Below are 18,989 nucleotides of genomic sequence, written 5' to 3'. Positions count from 1 at the left end.
TTCTGAGGACACACCCATGACCGCATTTGCACGCATCACCCTGCTCAGCCTGGTACTCGGCCTGAGCGCCTGTGCGGTCCACCGCCCACCTGCGGCGCCAACCGGCCCGACTATTCCACCGTCAGGCCCCTCGACCCAGCCGAACACCAAACCTTCGGGCCCTGTGACGCCGCCGCCAAAGCCCCTGCCAAGCAAATCGCCGACCTTCGCCCCACCGCCGGGCGCCGCCAGCCACTGGGACGGCAAGATGCAGGTGTACGTGCTGGACGATCAGCCTGACACCTTCTACCGCCAGCGCACCTACTACCGCTGGAGCAACGGCTGGAGCCGCTCCATCAGCCCCAATGGGCCATGGGAAGAAACCAACGTGCAAGGCGTGCCGCCGGGGTTGAGCAAGCAGTACGCGCAATGAGGAAAGGCGACCTGAGGGTCGCCTTTTTCATGGCTTTCAAATGCACTGTGTCGATCATGGCTGGGGGTAAGCCATTAAAGCCCGGTGTATGCGCCGAATGCGCAGCGCCCTCGCGTAATGTGGCCATCACTGGCCTAGCGTGGGAATGATTGCTAGGTATACTTTCTTACGACTACGACGACGCGGCCTCCCAGGTGTAAACCAGGCGCTGCGCAGTGGGGCCGGGGATGTACCGGTCTGGAGACAAACGAAGAGGGTTTTTAATGGCAGGCAGGTTGATCTATCTCATCGGGCCATCGGGTTCGGGCAAAGACAGTCTGCTGGATGCCGCACGTCCACGCCTGGTCGAGCGTGGGTGCCGTATGGTGCGACGGGTGATCACACGGTCGGCTGAGGCGGTGGGCGAAGCGGCGCAAGGCGTGAGCCCCGAGCAGTTTGCGGCCATGGAGGCCGAGGGCGCATTTGCCTTGAGCTGGCAGGCTAATGGCTTGTCTTACGGCATTCCCAAGGAGATCGACGAGTGGTTGGCCGCCGGGGACGACGTGCTGGTCAATGGCTCCCGTGCCCACCTGGCGCAGACCCGCGAGCGTTATCCGACCTTGCTGGTATTGCTGCTGACGGTGGATCAAGCGGTGCTGCGCCAACGTCTGATTGCTCGTGGGCGGGAGTCATTGGTGGACATCGAGGAACGCCTGGCGCGCAATGCGCGGTTCACTGCCGAGTTGATTGCCGGTCATGGCGCCGGTTTGTTCGTATTGGACAATTCCGGCCCGCTGGCGCATACCGTCGAACGCTTGCTGTGCTGCCTGGACCACGGGCATAGCGTATGCACCTGACCCCAATCTCGGTAGGGTGGGGCAATACGTTCATGTAGTGCGTGGTGATGTCAGAGCTGCGATAAAACCCCGGCACCCAGCTTATTTTTCGCTGATATGTTTGTTTGGTTTACTGGATATTTTAAAGTTGATGAGTGGGCCAATTAAGTTAATTTTTTGGCGGCTTTTTATGTCTGTTGTGTTAGGGCGTGTCGCGGTCAGTCAATAAGGGTGGGTAGGTTGCGCTGAATAAAACTTGTGCGGATTTTTTGCGAGCGTGTTTATAGTGGGTTCTTGCAAAGAATTAGCGATGGTGAAGACATTTTCAATATGGGAGCTTTATCGGGCTGGTAATGGATCAGTCAGCATCGATAACTTCTATACATGGACGGGTCATTTCACTGTTTAGAGTAATAAAGCACCATGCATATCCCGGTTAGGCAGTCTACCCAGTCGCATGTCCCAGAGACGTCGCACTCGCATTTCTCCGCCGATGAGAATCAAGTTATTCTCTGGGCCAATAATAAAAAATCTTTCACCACGGACCAGGCGGCGAAACATATCACGCGCAATGGTTTCAAATTTAAAGACAGTAATAGAGATGGCAAAATTGTCGTGGGTTTCAACTTCAGCGGGGGGTTCAATGCAGCTCAGAAAGAGCGAGCCAGGCAAGCCCTTCAATACTGGGCCGATGTTGCTAATATCCAATTTGTTGAAAAGGGCTCAAACACCGATGGCAACATCACTATCAATGGGATTGGCGGGTCGGCAGGCTATGCGAACTTACCGTCCGGTTATTATGCGAAACCCCAAGCCAACATAGGCACCTACGGCGGGCAGAACCCGACAATGGGCAGTCACTTCCTGGGTTTGTTGATCCATGAACTGGGGCATACCTTGGGGCTGAGCCATCCAGGTCAATACGATGGCCAGGGCTTCAATTACGGGCGCAATGCCGAATACGCCCAGGACACCAAGGCACGCAGTGTCATGAGTTATTGGGACGAGACCCATCAGCCCGGCCACAATTTTGCCCGGCTCAGCCCAGCGGCACCGATGATGGACGATATCGCCGCGGCACAGCGGCTTTACGGCGCCAATACCAAAACCCGCAATACCGACACCACCTACGGCTTCAATTCCAATTCTGGTCGGGAGGTGTACAGCCTTAAACGGGGGAGTGACAAACCGATTTTCACCGTTTGGGATGGCGGGGGTAACGACACACTCGATTTTTCCGGGTTCACCCAGAACCAAACCATTAACCTCAAGGCCGAGGCGTTTTCGGATGTGGGTGGCTTGCGCGGGAATGTGTCGGTTGCCAAGGGCGTCATGGTGGAAAACGCCATTGGCGGTGCTGGCAACGATACCTTGACGGGAAACGAGGGCAATAATCGCCTTACGGGTGGCAGGGGGGCTGACACGTTGTTCGGTGGCGCTGGGGCAGACACCTTTGTCTACCACCGTGCCAGCGATTCAACCGCGCAAAAACCTGACATCATCCAGGACTTCCAAAGCGGGATCGACAAGATCGACCTGGCCGGCGTTCTTCAGGAGGCGGGGCTCAAAGCGTTGAATTTCTCTGAACGATTGAGCGGCAAAGCCGGGGACGCCGTGCTCGGGCAGGACCCGAAAACCGGTCGTTTCACATTGGCGGTAGATACGACGGGCAATGGCTCGGCGGACCTCCTGGTGGTCAGCCAAAGCCAGATCAAACAGACGGACGTGATCTGGAACGGGCAAGCGCCGACCGTGACGCCGACGCCGACCCCCCCTGTCGTGCCTGTTTCGGACCCCCTCCCGGCGCCTACTTCAGAGCCGACTGAACCCGAGCCTGAGCCCGAACCTGAACCGGCCCCTCGGCCCGGAGGAGGGTTTTTCGAGAAAATTTTTTCGTCGTTCAAAGGCTTCCTCAACAGGGTGTGGTCGATATTCAGCTGAGCCCACTCTTCGATCAGTGAACACCTTCCTGCTTTAAAAGCCGTTACCCAGGTTTCCTTCTCTCCAGGTTTGGACGTGCGCGGCATCGCGTTCAAGCCTGCCTGTCACGTGCAGCATCGTTACCCCCCAGACACGCTCATATTCATGTGGTGCGCTTTTCACCGGGCTATCTCGGTGATTCCTTCCTGTTTCGTCGGCCCATGGGGCAATCGCTTCGCGCGTTTTGCACAGCTATTCATTGGCCGTAGCATCCGTATGTTTATCATGATTGCGTTTGGGCGAGATCAGCCTGATCGGCTGTTGCAGTGCCTTGAATTACCGTTGAGGGCCAGACATAAAACCCCTCTATGCACCCTTTGGATTTTTTCCTTCACTTCATATTCTACTATTCGCCCTTTAATCAAACTGCTGTGTAGGGTGCGTTAAAAGTTTTAAGTCAGGTATATGTTTTTGTACGGTCAGGGTCTTGTCTGATTGTGAATAATGCTTTGCAATAAAAATGACCGTGAGCGTGGTTGTGGAATTTTATTTTCATATAAAACAGGTGCTTATCGTTTTTGCCGGTCGGTGGTTCCGCTACTGCGATTTCAGAGTTTTTCGGTTGTTGGGTCAAAGTGTTTTTAAATTTTAGAGTGTGTCGAGTTGAATTAATTCGTCGCTGGCCTGCGGCTAGGGAGTGTGCGAATTTAAAGCGGTGCCGATAACTACTGCTGCTCTTGTTGGGCGGGAATCGGTATCTCGAATGTTTTAAATTTTATCGTTCGAGTCTGATTTTTATGAGGACTTTGGTTTATGAGAATGCCAGGACCATCCACAACTAATGTTGGTGTGCCCCAAGCGCTGGTTCCCGGGAGCAGTTTCAGCCCTGAGGGCCCTGCTGAGGTATCTACGCTAAACAGCAAAAAGCCGGTGTTCACTTCGCAACAGGCTGGGAAACAGCTCACCCGCGGCGGTTACAAGGTTCATGACAATAACGCTGACGGCAAAACCACGTTGTCCTATCGCGTCGCCAAGGGCTTCACTCCACAGCAGGCAGAGCAAGCCAGGCAGGCAATGCAGTCCTGGCAGGATGTTGCTAACGTGACATTTACCGAAAAAGCGCTGCATCGTGACGGCCATGTTGATATCAATGACATGCCCGACTCCTCGGGAGGGGTGGCTTCACTTCCCCATCGGTATATGACCCAGACTTCCGCAAACATTGGAACGCAGAATGTGGGCGCGAACCCGTCACCGGGGCATTTCTTTCGTATGGTTTTAGTTCATGAACTAGGCCACGCCCTTGGGTTGGAGCATCCGGGAAACTATGACGGTAACGGTAACTATGGACGTCACGCAACGTATGCCGGGGATACTCAAGCGCGTTCAGTCATGAGTTACTTTTCGGAGAAAAATCAGCCCGGGCATGACTTCAAATCGCTGTACCCCTCTGCGCCGATGATGGATGACATAGCGGCTGCCCAGAAACTTTATGGGGCGAATACTAAAACACGCAATACCGACACGACCTATGGGTTTAATTCCAATACGAACCGTGAAGCGCTTAGTTTGAAGTCGGCGAATGACAATCCTATTTTCTGTGTGTGGGATGGGGGAGGCAACGACACTCTGGATTTCTCCGGGTATTCGCAGAATCAGAAAATCAACCTCAACGCCGAGTCCTTTTCGGATGTGGGCGCGTTGAAGGGTAATGTCTCCGTTGCTAAGGGCGTCATACTGGAAAACGCAGTGGGCGGTAAAGGGAATGATGCCCTGATAGGTAATGCTGTTGCCAATCGTCTCAAAGGAGGCGGTGGAGCAGACCGGTTGTCAGGGGGGGGCGGTGCAGATACCTTCGTTTATGATCACGCCAGTGACTCCACCCCGGATAACCCTGACGTCATTCTGGATTTTCAGAGTGGCTCCGACAAGATTGATGTTCGCGCCGTCCTGAAACAGGCGAATCTCAGTGCGCTTAAATACGTCGAACGCCTTACCGGTCAACCCGGTCAGGCGGTGATAAGTTACAACCAGGGTAGCAACGAAGGGAGTCTGGCCCTGGATCTGACGGGTAACGGTAAGGCAGACCTATTAATCAAAAGCCTCGGCCAGATAAAAGCAGGTGATGTCTTGGCGTTGGGCGACACCCCAACGGCAAACCCTGAACCGAAAGACCCCAAGCCTGCGCCGCGTCCTCAACCCGAGGAGCCCAAACCCAAGCCGGAACCAAAACCGGAGGAGCCAAAACCGAAACCACGTCCGGATCCGTGTGAACCGAAGCCGCGTCCATATCCGCGTGAGCCGCAGCCACGTCCAGATCCGTGTGAGCCACAGCCACGTCCGGATCCGTATGAACCGAAGCCGCGTCCATATCCGCGTGAGCCGCAGCCACGTCCAGATCCGTGTGAGCCACAACCACGTCCGGATCCGTGTGAACCGAGGCCGCGACCATACCCGCGTGAGCCGCAGCCACGTCCAGATCCGTGTGAGCCACAGCCACGCCCGGTTCCGTGTGAGCCCAGACCCATCCCTTGTACAGATCCGTGTGAGCCGAAAGCTTTCATTCGAAATTCAAGACCGGCCTATGGCTTCAATACCCATTCAGGTCAGTCCCGCGCGATGCACGCGTCGGCTTTTGATCAGTCGGCGTTTTCCGCGCGGGGTTGAAGGTGGAACCATTCAATGTCAGACGCGCGCTGAGTCTATTCAAGTCCATCGCTGTTATGAGTGAAACATCAGGCCAAGCGTAAGTGCTGACTACACGTAATAACTTGGCTGTTTTATGACGCTCGCTGAAAAGTTTGAGTGGTCATGTTTGAGATCGGCTATTTAAGAATTCATGGGTGCCTTACTTGTGAAGTGTCGTGTTGTTGTTTTTAACTAACTGAGAAAACTTAATTATGATTAATGTCAAACCATCCGCTGCAAACCACTATATGCCCACGCCGAGCGTGACTCCTCAGCCGTCATCGCTGGCACATCCTGGAAACCAGGGAGGCAGTGAAGCCGCTAAGTCTTCTCACGGCAATGCGAACTCCGCAGCAGACAACCACGTCTCGACAAGCTCCAAGTTACTTAGTCTTTCCGCTCCGCTGGTAGGTGAGCGCACTGGCCTACAGCGAATGTATGGATCGAGCCTGAACTCCGGGCTGCTTCAACTTGGAGACGTTAATTCCGGCAAAGTGGTAATGGCTCAGTGCTATTCGAAGCCACAGGCAGATACCGAACCCACTGCTGAGCCCAAGTCAAACGGCGAAACCAAACCGGCAGCGGATCAGCCCATCTCGGACGGCGATACCAAGCCAGTAACGACTAAGCCCAAGCCGAGCGGCTACAAAACGCCATTAACTGATCGGCTAAAGCCACGCGGCGGCACCAAGGAGCCAGTGGTTGAGCAGCCCAAGGCAAGCGGCACCAAGGAGCCAGTGGTTGAACAGCCCAAGGCAAGCGGCACCAAGGAGCCGGTGGTTGAACAGCCCAAGGCAAGCGGCACCAAGGAGCCGGTGGTTGAACAGCCCAAGGCAAGCGGCACCAAGGAGCCGGTGGTTGAACAGCCCAAGGCAAGCGGCACCAAGGAGCCGGTGGTTGAACAGCCCAAGGCAAGCGGCACCAAGGAGCCAGTGGCTGAACAGCCCAAGGCAAGCGGCACCAAGGAGCCGGTGGTTGAACAGCCCAAGGCAAGCGGCACCAAGGAGCCAGCGGTTGAACAGCCCAAGGCAGGCGGCGACACCAGGACTGACGACACCACCTACGGGTTCAACTCGAATACCGGCAGGTTGGAAACTACCCTGACGTCAGCGTCCGATAAACCCAAATTCAATATCTGGGATCAGCGCGGGAACGACACCTTTGATTTCTCTGGCTTCAAGCAGGATCAAATCATCGACTTGCGTGGTGGTGCGCTGTCCAGCGTAGGCGGGATGAGGGAAAACGTCAGGATCGGCGAGAAGACCGTGATCGAAAATGCCGTGGGGGGCCACGGTAACGATCGCATCATTGGTAACAGCGCCGATAACGTACTGACCGGTGGTGCAGGGGCCGATACGCTGGTGGGCGGCGAGGGTTGGAACACCTTCAAGTTCAATGCCTTCAGCGATTCAACCCGTGCCAATGCCGACTTGTTACTGGACTTCAAAACGGGGCAAGACAAGATCGATCTGTCGCAAATGGCGCTCGACGGCAAGGTCACGTTGAACTTCGTCGATAACTACACGGGGGCTGCGGGTGACACCATCATCAAGTTCAATCCGCAGACGGGACGTTACTTGCTGGCGACCGACCTGGATGGCGATGGCAAGACCGACTTCCTGATCAAAAGCACCCGAATGATCAGCCCGGAAGATGTCATCGGGCTCAACATCAAAGAGGGCGGTTATCTCTAACGAGTTGATCGCGCACCTTTGACGGTCGCCATTGCTTGAAGCAAGGCGGGGCGGGACTTAATCAATGAATGATCAAGTCCCGCCCCTTTGTGCGTTGTGAAAAATTTTGTTGGGCCCGATGACCCGTCAGGACGCTTGCGCGGTGACCAACGCGGCTTTACGTGCTGCACTCAGGAAGCGCAACAAGGCGACCAGGGCAAATGCACTGCCCACCAGCATTACGGCCAACCAGCCGCCGTGTTCATACACGCTGCTGGCAATCGCCGAGCCGAATGCACCGCCGATGAAGATGCTGGTCATGTACAGCGCGTTCAGACGGCTGCGGCTGTGGGCGTCGAGGGCGTAGATGGCGCGTTGGCCGAGGACCATGTTCATCTGCACGCAGAAATCCAGGACCACCCCGGTGACTGCCAAGCCGATCACGCTGTAGAGCGGGTGCACCAACGCCGGCAGGAAGCTCAGCGCACCAAACAACATCGCCAGCAAAGAAGCGCGGTGGGTATGGCCAGCATCGGCCAGGCGACCGGCCATAGGCGCGGCGATGGCGCCAAGGGCACCGACCAAGGCAAACAGTGCGATTTCGCTTTGGCTCAGACCGTGGTTACGCGCCAGTTCCAGTGGCACGGCGGTCCAGAACAGGCTGAAAGCGGCGAACATGCAACCCTGGTAGAACGCTCGTTGGCGCAACAGCGGTTGCTCACGCAGCAGGGTGCCCAGGGAGCGCAGCAACTGGCCGTAGCTGGCACTGTGATCGGGTTGGCGCTTGGGGATGGTCAGCATCAGCACCACGCTGATAAACGCCATCAGCGCCGCGGCCGCCATGAACATCGCACGCCAGCCGAAGTGGTCGGCCACCACGCTCGACACCGGCCGTGCCAGCAGGATGCCCAGCAGCAGGCCGCCCATGATACTGCCGACCACCCGGCCACGAGACTCGGCGGGCGCCAGGTGTGCGGCCAGCGGAATCAGGATCTGCACCGAGACGGAACTGAAACCGATCAGCAGCGATACCAGCAGGAACAGGTTCGGCTGTTCGATAAACGCTGCGCCCAACAGGCTGCCGATTGCCACGACGGTGGTGGCAATCATCAGCTTGCGATTTTCCAGCAGGTCGCCCAGGGGCACCAGGAAGAACAGGCCCAGGGCATAGCCGATTTGCGTGAGGGACACGATCAGGCTGGCCATTGCTGGCGTCAGGCCAATGTCTGGGGCAATCAGCTCGATGATCGGTTGCGCATAGTAGATGTTGGCGACGATGGCGCCGCAGCAAAACGCGAACAGCATGACCATGCCCCGGGTCATGGTGCCAGCAGCGTGAGAGGTTGCGTTCATGGTGTACTCATAAAGGCGAAGGACGATGGGGTGGGAGAGTAAAGACAAGGCCTGCAAGTGAGTAGGTTGCTTGTGGTGATATCACTTATGTCGGCTGATGATACATTCAGATACATCTGCTTCGCGCAAAAAAGTGGGCGCTGGCTTGCCTGCGAAGACGGCCTGGCAGCCGACGCTGATCTGACTGACGCACCGCGATCCAAATGTGGGAGCTGGCTTGCCTGCGATGACGGCCTGCCAGTCGACGCCTATCTACCTGACGCTCCGCAATCCAACTGTGGGAGCGGGCTTGCTCGCGAAAGCGGCCTGGCAGTCAACACCGTTGGATTTTGTGCATATCCATTGCTGCGGTAACGGCTACTTAGGGTTCCGCCCTGACGGCGGCTCACTTTTGAACAGCGCAAAAGTAAGCAAAACGCTCTTGCCCCACCACTCGGCACCTCGCCTGGGCTCGGTGTGCCCGTAATCCGCCAGTGATTTGGGGGGCCGCCGCCACGCGCCATCCATGGCGCGGGGCGGCTAAACCGGCATCCCTGCCGGTTTACCCCCCCAAATCCCTGTCGAATTCCGGCCAGCGTGGTTTGACGGGGCGCTTGAGATCAAGATCAAGAGCAGATCAAGAGCGGCTCGCTTCGCATCGTGGTTAGCGTTGGCTGCTACAACCTACAAAACTGTGTAGATGCTGCGATGGCGGGGTATCAACCGCTCATGTGCAAGCTGACTCGCCGTCATCGCAGGCAAGCCAGCTCCCACAGGTTTGACCGAGTTGATTCAGTCAGATGGGTTATTGGCCAGAGTAGATCTGGTCAAACACGCCGCCATCATTGAAGTGGGTCTTTTGCACCGTGCGCCAGTCACCAAAGGTTTTCTCCACCGACAGGAAATCCACCTTGGGGAACCGGTCGGTGTACTTGGCCAACACCTTCGGGTCCCGTGGGCGCAGGTAGTTGTTGGCCGCAATTTCCTGGCCTTCGGGCGACCACAGGTACTTGAGGTAGTCCTCGGCCGCAGCACGGGTGCCTTTTTTCTCGACCACTTTATCCACCACCGACACCGGCGGTTCGGCTTCGGCGGAGACGCTTGGGTAGACCACTTCGAACTGATCACGGCCAAATTCACGGGCGATCATTTCGGCTTCGTTTTCAAAGGTCACCAGCACGTCGCCAATCTGGTTGGTCATGAAGGTGGTGGTGGCGGCGCGGCCACCGGTGTCCAGTACTGGCGCTTGCTTGAACAACTTGCCAACGAAGGTCTTGGCCTTTTCCTCATCGCCGCCGTTCTTCAACACGTAGCCCCAGGCCGACAGGTAGGTGTAGCGGCCGTTACCGGAGGTTTTCGGGTTGGGCACGATCACCTGCACGCCGTCCTTGAGTAGGTCGGGCCAGTCTTTCAAGGCTTTGGGGTTGCCTTTGCGCACGATAAACACCGTGGCGGAGGTGAACGGCGCGCTGTTGTTCGGCAAGCGCGTTACCCAGTTGTCCGGCACCAGTTTGCCGTTGTCGACCAGGGCATTGATGTCGGTGGCCATGTTCATGGTGATCACGTCGGCGGGCAGGCCGTCGATCACCGAGCGCGCCTGTTTGCTGGAGCCGCCGAAGGACATCTGCAACGTCAGCTTGTCGTCCGGGTGCTCAGCTGCCCAGTGCTTCAGGAACGCGGCGTTGTAGTCCTTGTAGAAATCGCGCATCACGTCGTAGGAGACGTTGAGCAGGGTGGTCGCGGCCTGGGCGGAGCCCGCCAGGGCCAGGCCGGCGGCCAGTAGGGAGGCGCTGAGGATTTTTTTCACTGCTCATTCCTTGTTGTTCGAGAAGAGGGGAGGCAATTTGCCAGCGACTATAGCCGGGCCTGCATAGACCCTTAAAGATTAAAACGAACTTTGCTTATTCCAGTTTGCGAAACAGATTGCTGCCACAGCGCGCGCAAAATGCGGCGTTGGGTTCATGGCTGTCCTTTTTGCACACTGGGCAGTCGGTGTGCAGCTGTTCGCCGCGCATGGCACTGGCCAGTTCGGCGGTAAAAATACCCGTCGGCACCGCGATGATCGAGTAACCGGTGATCATCACCAGCGACGAAATCACCTGGCCCAGGGGCGTCTTGGGCACGATATCGCCGAAGCCCACGGTGGTCAGGGTGACGATGGCCCAGTAGATGCCCTTGGGAATACTGGTGAAGCCATGTTCCGGGCCTTCGATCACGTACATCAGGGTGCCGAACACCGTCACCAGGGTGCACACGCTGACCAGGAACACCACGATCTTCTGTTTGCTGCCGCGCAGCGCGGCCATCAGGTAGTTGGCCTGCTTGAGGTACGGGCTGAGCTTGAGTACGCGGAAGATGCGCAGCATGCGGATGATGCGGATGATCAGCAGATACTGGGCATCGCTGTAGTACAGCGCGAGGATGCCGGGGACGATGGCGAGCAGGTCCACCAAGCCATAAAAGCTGAAGGCATAGCGCAGCGGCTTGGGCGAGCAATACAGGCGCAGGCCGTACTCGATGGCGAAGATCAGCGTGAAGCCCCACTCGATATAGGCCAGCACGTCGGCGTAGTTCTGGTGAATTGTGTCGATGCTGTCGAGCATCACGATCACCAGGCTGGCGAGGATGATCAGCAGCAGGATGCCGTCAAAGCGCCGCCCGGCGACGGTATCGCTTTGGAACACCATGATGTAGAGGCGCTGGCGCCAGTCGTTGTTGCTGTCCATAAACCCTGCCCGAAACGAATATCGAGCAAGCCTAGGGCGATTCGAACGGGCTGTCCATGTGAGGCTTGTGCAGCATTCGCTGACCGGCGCGCACCAGCCAGCACGCGAGGATAAACGGCGCGGTCAGCGCGGGCAGGTGCAGGCCGGCAAAGCCCGGGGTGAGCAGGATGGCCAGGCCGATGCCCAGCAGCGGTAACCAGGGCTGGCGACGTGATGAGCACAGGGCCAGGGCCGCCAGCGCCGGGTTATAGCTGTGCAGGCCGAGCAGGGCGCCAGTGGGGTCGTTCAGCCACAAGCCGGCGAGCATGCCCAGAGCGGCGCCGACCAAGGCCCACGCGGCGGCGCGACGGTTGGCCAGCAGCAAGCCCAGGGCAATCAGTACACCCGCGAGCGGCTGGTCCAGCAGCATGATTTGCCCAAGGCCGGTGAAGGGCGCAGCCACTACAGCGACAGTGTCGGGCTCGATCAGCGCGAGGGTGTTCTGTGGGGCCTGGCCGAGCAACAACCAGCCCAGGCCAACAAAGGGCACGGTGTAGGCGGGCAAATCCTGGGGCCCGGTTGCGTGTTTCAACCAGTGCCGAGTGAGGATCGCACTCAAGCCGCCGCACGCCAGGATCAGCGGCGGCACCAGCGCGGACCAGGCAAAGTGCTGGCTGATCAACAGGCCCAGCAATACGCCGTTGTAGCTATACAGCCCGGCCTGGCGCTCGGCCTTGGGATACCCCCGGCGCTGGGCCGTGAGCAACCCCGCGACGCCACCCAGCAAGGCCCCGCCGAGCAAGGCCGGGGCGCCAATCAGGATCGCCAGCAGGCACAGCAGGCCGCACAGCGGATGGCGCTGCAGGAAGATTTGGCTGAAGCCGTTGAGCAGGGCTTCGGCCCAGTCGGGGCAGGTTGGGTTGTGCATGTCAGCTCCCTGTAGGAGCGAGCTTGCTCGCGAAAAACCTGAGGGCGCCGCGTGCATTCAGGATACCCGCGTCATCGTTGACGTTCTTCGCGAGCAAGCTCGCTCCTACAGTAGGGTTTCGATACGCAGCGAATTGGTCGACCCCGGCTGCCCGAACGGCACCCCCGCGGTAATCACCAAGGTATCGCCACGCTGCGCCATGCCCTGGGCCTGGGCAATTTCCAGCGCGGTGGAACACACCTCATCTACCTGGCGCAGCCGATCATTGACCACCGAGTGCACGCCCCACGCCACGCTCAGGCGTCGCGCCGTGGACAGGTTGGGCGTGAGGTTGAGGATCGGCGCCACCGGCCGTTCCCGCGCCGCGCGCAAGCTGGAACTGCCGGACTCGCTGTAATTCACCAGCACCGCCACCGGCAGAATGCTGCTGATACGGCGGATCGCACAGCTGATGGCGTCCGACACCGTGGCATCCGCCTTGGGCCGGCTGACGTCCAACTGGGCCTGGTAGTCCGGGCCGTTTTCCACCTGGCGGATGATCTTGCTCATCATCTGCACCGCTTCCAGTGGGTACTCGCCCGAAGCGGTTTCGGCTGACAGCATCACCGCGTCGGCACCTTCAGCCACCGCGTTGGCGACATCGGTGACTTCGGCGCGGGTAGGTGCCGGCGAGAAGCGCATGGATTCAAGCATCTGCGTGGCCACCACCACCGGCTTACCCAGTTGGCGGCAGGTGCTGATGATGTCTTTCTGGATCTGCGGCACGCTCTCGGCCGGCACTTCCACGCCCAAATCACCTCGGGCCACCATGATCGCGTCGCTCAATTCGGCGATTTCGCGCAGCCGTTGCACCGCCGAAGGCTTTTCGATCTTGGCCATCAAAAACGCCTTATCGCCAATCAGCTCGCGGGCTTCACGGATGTCTTCCGGGCGTTGCACAAACGACAGCGCCACCCAGTCCACACCCAGCTCCAGGCCGAAGCTCAGGTCGCGGCGGTCCTTGGCGGTGAGGGGGCTCAGTTCCAACAGCGCTTGCGGGACGTTCACACCTTTGCGGTCAGACAGTTCGCCGCCATTGAGCACGGTGGTGTCAATGGCATCGGCATGCTTGGTGATCACGCGCAGGCGCAGCTTGCCGTCGTCGAGCAGCAGGTCCATGCCCGGCTCCAGGGCCGCGATGATTTCCGGGTGGGGCAGGTTGACCCGACGTTGGTCGCCCGGAGTTTCATCCAAGTCCAGGCGCAGGGCCTGGCCGCGTACGAGCTGCACCTTGCCTTCGGCAAAGCGTCCCACCCGCAGCTTCGGCCCTTGCAGGTCCATGAGGATGCCGAGCGGGTAGTTGAGCTGGCGCTCGACCTGGCGAATCCACTGGTAGCGCTGGGCATGGTCGGCGTGGTCGCCGTGGCTGAAGTTGAGGCGGAAGATATTTACCCCGGCCTCCACCAGCTCGCGGATGTCGTCGATACCATCGGTGGCCGGGCCCAGGGTGGCGAGGATTTTGACCTTCTTGTCAGGCGTCATGGTTGGCAGTCTCAAGGATCAGGATGGCGCGAAAGTCGTTGACGTTGGTGCGCGTCGGCTCGGTGATGATCAAGTCGCCCAGGGCGGCGAAATAGCCGTAGCCGTTGTTGTTGTCCAGCTCATCACTGGCCGACAAGCCCAGGGCTTCGGCACGGCGGTAGCTGCAAGGAGTCATGATCGCGCCGGCGTTGTCTTCTGAGCCGTCGATGCCATCGGTATCGCCGGCCAGGGCGTACACGCCGGGCAGGCCCTTGAGGCTGTCGGTAAGGCTCAAGAGGAATTCCGCATTACGCCCGCCACGGCCGTCGCCGCGTACGGTGACGGTGGTTTCGCCCCCCGAAAGAATCACACACGGCGCCGCCAGTGGCTGGCCGTGCTGCACGATCTGCCGGGCGATGCCGGCGTGTACCTTGGCCACATCGCGGGCTTCGCCTTCCAGATCACCGAGGATCAGCGGGCTGAAACCGGCCTGGCGCACTTTTACTGCCACCGCTTCAAGCGATTGCTGCGGGCGGGCGATCAATTGGAAGTGGCTGCGGGCAAGCACCGGGTCACCGGGCTTGACGGTTTCCGAGGCCGGGTTCTGCAACCAACTGCGCACCGAAGCAGGGGCGTCGATCTGGTAACGCTTGAGGATCGCCAGTGCCTGTTGCGAGGTACTCGGGTCACCGACTGTCGGGCCCGAGGCAATCACCGTGGCCTGGTCACCCGGCACGTCGGAGATCGCGTAGGTGTACACCGTGGCCGGCCACGCGGCCTTGGCCAAGCGCCCGCCCTTGATGGCCGAGAGGTGCTTGCGCACGCAATTCATCTCGCCAATGGTGGCGCCGGATTTGAGCAGGGCTTTGTTGATGGTTTGCTTGTCGGCCAGAGTGATGCCCTCGGCGGGCAGGGCGAGTAATGCCGAGCCACCGCCGGAGAGCAGGAAGATCACGCGGTCGTCTTCACCCAGATGGCTGATCAGTTCCAGCACGCGCTGGGCCACGGCCAGGCCGGCTGCATCGGGAACCGGGTGGGCGGCTTCGACCACTTCGATTTTTTTGCACGGCGCGCCGTGGCCGTAACGGGTAACTACCAGGCCCGAAACTTCGCCCTGCCAGCAGTCTTCGACAACCAGCGCCATGGCGGCCGCGGCCTTGCCGGCGCCGATCACGATCACACGGCCACTGCGGTCGGCAGGCAGGTAGGGTTCGAGGACTTGCCGGGGGTGGGCGGCGTCGATGGCTGTGGCAAACAGCTCGCGAAGCAGGTGTTGCGGATCGACCGACATAAGCGGGCTCCCGGGGATTCTTATTATTTGTAGGAGCGAGCTTGCTCGCGAAAATCGTCAACGATAACGCGGGTAACCAGGGAGCCAGTGGTGCTCTCAGGTTTTTCGCGAGCAAGCTCGCTCCTACAGGGGGGTATTGCGTATTTTCGTTACTTATCGCGAATCGAGAAGTTCGCCATATGCTCCAGGCCCTTGATCAGTGCCGAGTGGTCCCAGTTGCCGCCGCCAATTGCGGTGCAGGTGCTGAACACTTGCTGGGTGCCGGCGGTGTTCGGCAGGTTGATCCCCAGTTCCTTGGCGCCGGCCAATGCCAGGTTCAGGTCCTTCTGGTGCAGGTTGATGCGGAAACCCGGGTCGAAGGTGCCCTTGATCATGCGCTCGCCGTGCACTTCCAGGATCTTGGACGATGCAAAGCCACCCATCAGCGCTTCACGCACTTTGGCCGGGTCGGCGCCGTTTTTGGCGGCGAACAACAACGCTTCGGCCACCGCCTGGATGTTCAGCGCAACGATGATCTGGTTGGCCACCTTGGCGGTCTGGCCATCGCCATTGCCGCCCACCAGGGTGATGTTCTTGCCCATGCTCTGGAACAGCGGCAGCGCGCGTTCAAACGTCTGCGGTTCGCCGCCGACCATGATGCTCAAGGTGCCGGCCTTGGCGCCGACTTCACCACCGGACACCGGAGCATCCAGGTACTGCGCGCCGGCCTGGTTGACCTTGGCGGCGAACGCCTTGGTGGCAGTCGGGGAGATCGAACTCATGTCGATCACCACCTTGTTCGGTGACAGGCCCGCAGCCACGCCGTCGGCGCGGAACAGCACGTCATCGACTTGTGGGGTGTCGGGCACCATGACGATGATGAACTCGGCTTCCTGGGCCACTTGTTGCGGGTTGGCCAGGGCCACGGCGCCGGCGCTGATCAGTTCAGCCGGTGCCTTGCCGTGATGTTCAGAGAGAAACAGTTGATGACCTGCTTTCTGCAGGTTGGCGGCCATGGGTTGGCCCATGATGCCGGTGCCGATAAATCCGATTTTAGCCATGATCAAAATCCTCTTTTAATGTGGGAGCAGGCAAGCCAGCTCCCACATTGTTTTGTGTGGTGTCAGTGGTCAGATGGCGTTATGGGTCTTGAGCCAACCCAAACCCGCCTCGGTAGTGGTCAACGGCTTGTACTCACAGCCGACCCAACCCGCGTAACCAATGCGGTCCAGATGCTCGAACAGGAAGCGGTAGTTGATCTCACCGGTGCCTGGCTCGTTGCGTCCTGGGTTGTCCGCCAGCTGGATGTGGTTGATCTCGCCCAGGTGCGCGGCCATGGTCCGCGCCAGGTCACCTTCCATGATTTGCATGTGGTAGATGTCGTATTGCAGGAACAGGTTGGCGCTGCCCACTTGCTCGCGAATCGACAGGGCCTGCGCCGTGTTGTTGAGGTAGAAGCCCGGAATGTCGCGGGTGTTGATCATCTCCATCACCAGCTTGATACCCGCCGCCTGCAGCTTCTCGGCGGCGTACTTGAGGTTGGCGACGAAGGTCTTTTCTACGGTCTCGTCATCAACGCCTTGTGGCCGGATACCCGCCAGGCAGTTGACCTGGGTGTTGCCCAATACCTGGGCATAGGCGATGGCCAGCTTGACCCCGGCACGGAACTCCTCGACCCGGTCCGGGTGGCACGCCAGGCCGCGCTCGCCCTTGGCCCAGTCACCGGCTGGCAGGTTGAATAACACCTGGGTCAGGCCGTTGGCGTCCAGCTGCGCCTTGATGTCGGCAGAGCTGAATTCATACGGGAACAGGTACTCCACGCCTTGGAAACCGGCATCGGCAGCCGCTTTGAAGCGGGCAAGGAAATCCTGTTCGGTAAACAGCATGGACAGGTTGGCAGCAAAGCGCGGCATAGGGTTCTCCTTAATCGAGCAGGGAAATGGCAGTCGGCGCATCGTTGCCGACCAGGGCCAGGTCTTCGAATTCATTGACGGCGTTGATCTCGGTGCCCATGGAAATATTGGTCACCCGTTCCAGAATAATCTCAACGATCACTGGCACCTTGAATTCTTCGATCATCTCTTGGGCGCGGCGCAAGGCCGGTTGGATCTGGCCCGGCTCGAACACACGCAGGGCCTTGCAACCCAGGCCCTCGGCAACCGCCACATGGTCGACGCCGTAGCCGTTGAGTTCCGGGGCGTTGAGGTTGTCGAAGGACAGCTGCACGCAGTAGTCCATTTCGAATCCGCGCTGGGCCTGGCGGATCAGGCCCAGGTAAGAGTTGTTCACCACCACGTGGATGTAGGGCAGCTTGAACTGCGCGCCCACCGCCAGTTCTTCGATCATGAACTGGAAGTCATAGTCGCCCGACAAGGCCACTACTTTGCGGCTCGGGTCGGCCTTGACCACGCCCAGCGCGGCGGGAATGGTCCAGCCCAATGGGCCGGCCTGGCCGCAGTTGATCCAGTGACGGGGCTTGTACACGTGCAAGAATTGCGCGCCGGCAATCTGCGACAGGCCGATGGTGCTGACGTAGCAAGTGTCTTTGCCGAACACCTGGTTCATCTCTTCGTACACGCGTTGCGGCTTGACCGGCACGTTGTCGAAGTGAGTCTTGCGGTGCAGGGTGGCCTTGCGCTGTTGGCACTCATGCAACCAGGCACTGCGGTCCTTGAGCTTGCCGGCGGCTTTCCACTCGCGGGCCACTTCAATGAACATTGTCAGCGCGGAGCCGGCGTCGGAAACGATGCCCAGGTCTGGCGTGAATACGCGGCCGATCTGGGTCGGCTCGATGTCGACATGAATGAATTTACGGCCTTCGGTGTACACCTCGACCGAACCGGTGTGACGGTTGGCCCAGCGGTTACCGATGCCCAGCACCACGTCCGACTTGAGCATCGTCGCGTTGCCGTATCGGTGCGAGGTTTGCAGACCGACCATGCCCACCATCAGCGGGTGGTCGTCCGGGATCGTGCCCCAGCCCATCAGGGTCGGGATCACCGGAATGCCGGTCAATTCAGCGAACTCCACCAGCAGCTCGCTGGCATCGGCGTTGATCACGCCGCCACCGCTTACCAGCAAGGGGCGTTCGGCTGCATCGAGCAGGGCCAGGGCTTTTTCTACCTGCACGCGGGTCGCCAGCGGCTTGGCCAGGGGCAGCGGCTGGTAGGCGTCGATGTCGAATTCGATCTCGGCCATCTGGACGTCGAACGGCAGGTCGATCAGCACCGGGCCAGGGCGGCCGGAGCGCATTTCATAGAAGGCTTTCTGGAACGCGTAAGGCACTTGGCCGGGCTCCAGCACCGTGGTTGCCCACTTGGTGACTGGCTTGACGATGCTGGTGATGTCCACGGCCTGGAAGTCTTCCTTGTGCATCCGGGCGCGAGGGGCTTGGCCGGTGATGCACAGGATCGGGATCGAGTCGGCCGAGGCGCTGTACAAGCCGGTGACCATGTCGGTGCCCGCCGGGCCGGAAGTGCCGATGCACACGCCGATATTGCCGGCCTTGGTGCGGGTGTAGCCCTCGGCCATGTGCGAGGCGCCTTCAACGTGGCGAGCAAGGACGTGATCGATGCCACCCACCTTCTGCAAGGCCGAATACAGCGGGTTGATCGCGGCGCCTGGGATACCGAAGGCGGTATCCACACCTTCACGGCGCATCACCAGAACGGCGGCTTCGATTGCTCTCATTTTGCTCATGGTTTTGGTGCCTCTTGCGTTTTGTAATTGTATACAAGTGGTGTCTG

General features: G+C 59.4%; 14 protein-coding genes. 5 read left to right on the top strand and 9 right to left on the bottom strand.

Annotated features, from left to right (window positions below):
• Window positions 1-16: 16 nt before the first annotated feature.
• The 5 genes from PSH76_RS18830 (at window position 17) to PSH76_RS18810 (ending at window position 7,529) form a co-directional block, all read left to right on the top strand.
• The gene (locus PSH76_RS18830) at window positions 17-412 is read left to right on the top strand and encodes a hypothetical protein (protein ID WP_032892669.1); all 396 of its coding nucleotides are present in this window, start codon (window positions 17-19) and stop codon (window positions 410-412) included.
• Between the two features lie 263 nt (window positions 413-675).
• Window positions 676-1,248 (top strand): phosphonate metabolism protein/1,5-bisphosphokinase (PRPP-forming) PhnN, encoded by a 573-nt coding sequence (gene phnN / locus PSH76_RS18825; protein WP_056788595.1) that lies wholly within the window; start codon window positions 676-678, stop codon window positions 1,246-1,248.
• A 402-nt stretch (window positions 1,249-1,650) separates the two neighbouring features.
• The gene (locus tag PSH76_RS18820; RefSeq protein WP_305492714.1) at window positions 1,651-3,168 is read left to right on the top strand and encodes a M10 family metallopeptidase C-terminal domain-containing protein; all 1,518 of its coding nucleotides are present in this window, start codon (window positions 1,651-1,653) and stop codon (window positions 3,166-3,168) included.
• Window positions 3,169-4,077: 909 nt separating this feature from the next.
• Window positions 4,078-5,814, top strand: a complete 1,737-nt coding sequence (locus PSH76_RS18815) for a M10 family metallopeptidase C-terminal domain-containing protein (RefSeq protein ID WP_305492713.1) — start codon at window positions 4,078-4,080, stop codon at window positions 5,812-5,814.
• Window positions 5,815-6,047: 233 nt separating this feature from the next.
• The gene (locus tag PSH76_RS18810; RefSeq protein WP_305492712.1) at window positions 6,048-7,529 is read left to right on the top strand and encodes a M10 family metallopeptidase C-terminal domain-containing protein; all 1,482 of its coding nucleotides are present in this window, start codon (window positions 6,048-6,050) and stop codon (window positions 7,527-7,529) included.
• Between the two features lie 126 nt (window positions 7,530-7,655).
• On the opposite strand, the gene PSH76_RS18805 is transcribed toward PSH76_RS18810, so the two are convergent.
• The 9 genes from PSH76_RS18805 to gcl form a co-directional block, all read right to left on the bottom strand.
• Window positions 7,656-8,861 carry an MFS transporter gene (locus PSH76_RS18805; RefSeq protein WP_305492711.1) on the bottom strand — a complete coding sequence of 402 codons (1,206 nt, stop codon included), beginning with the start codon at window positions 8,859-8,861 and terminating at the stop codon, window positions 7,656-7,658.
• Between the two features lie 784 nt (window positions 8,862-9,645).
• Window positions 9,646-10,647, bottom strand: a complete 1,002-nt coding sequence (locus tag PSH76_RS18800; RefSeq protein ID WP_032892659.1) for a sulfate ABC transporter substrate-binding protein — start codon at window positions 10,645-10,647, stop codon at window positions 9,646-9,648.
• 94 nt (window positions 10,648-10,741) lie between these two features.
• Complete coding sequence (locus PSH76_RS18795) at window positions 10,742-11,566, bottom strand: ion transporter (protein WP_014717713.1); 825 nt, start codon at window positions 11,564-11,566, stop codon at window positions 10,742-10,744.
• Window positions 11,567-11,597: 31 nt separating this feature from the next.
• Complete coding sequence (locus PSH76_RS18790) at window positions 11,598-12,473, bottom strand: urea transporter (protein ID WP_305492710.1); 876 nt, start codon at window positions 12,471-12,473, stop codon at window positions 11,598-11,600.
• Window positions 12,474-12,578: 105 nt separating this feature from the next.
• The gene (gene pyk, locus PSH76_RS18780) at window positions 12,579-13,994 is read right to left on the bottom strand and encodes a pyruvate kinase (protein ID WP_278916653.1); all 1,416 of its coding nucleotides are present in this window, start codon (window positions 13,992-13,994) and stop codon (window positions 12,579-12,581) included.
• Window positions 13,984-15,264: a glycerate kinase gene (locus PSH76_RS18775; RefSeq protein WP_032892653.1), complete on the bottom strand. Its 1,281-nt coding sequence runs from the start codon at window positions 15,262-15,264 to the stop codon at window positions 13,984-13,986. Before PSH76_RS18775 ends, pyk begins: the two co-directional genes overlap by 11 nt.
• Before the next feature lie 149 nt (window positions 15,265-15,413).
• Window positions 15,414-16,304 (bottom strand): 2-hydroxy-3-oxopropionate reductase, encoded by an 891-nt coding sequence (locus PSH76_RS18770; protein ID WP_032892651.1) that lies wholly within the window; start codon window positions 16,302-16,304, stop codon window positions 15,414-15,416.
• A 69-nt stretch (window positions 16,305-16,373) separates the two neighbouring features.
• On the bottom strand, window positions 16,374-17,156 hold the full coding sequence (gene hyi, locus PSH76_RS18765) for a hydroxypyruvate isomerase (RefSeq protein WP_014717718.1): 783 nt from the start codon (window positions 17,154-17,156) through the stop codon (window positions 16,374-16,376).
• Between the two features lie 10 nt (window positions 17,157-17,166).
• Complete coding sequence (gene gcl, locus PSH76_RS18760; protein ID WP_305492709.1) at window positions 17,167-18,942, bottom strand: glyoxylate carboligase; 1,776 nt, start codon at window positions 18,940-18,942, stop codon at window positions 17,167-17,169.
• Window positions 18,943-18,989 lie beyond the last annotated feature (47 nt).

The organism is Pseudomonas sp. FP215 (assembly GCF_030687795.1).
GTDB lineage: Bacteria > Pseudomonadota > Gammaproteobacteria > Pseudomonadales > Pseudomonadaceae > Aquipseudomonas > Aquipseudomonas salmasensis.
This window is presented reverse-complemented; position numbering and strand designations above follow the sequence as displayed.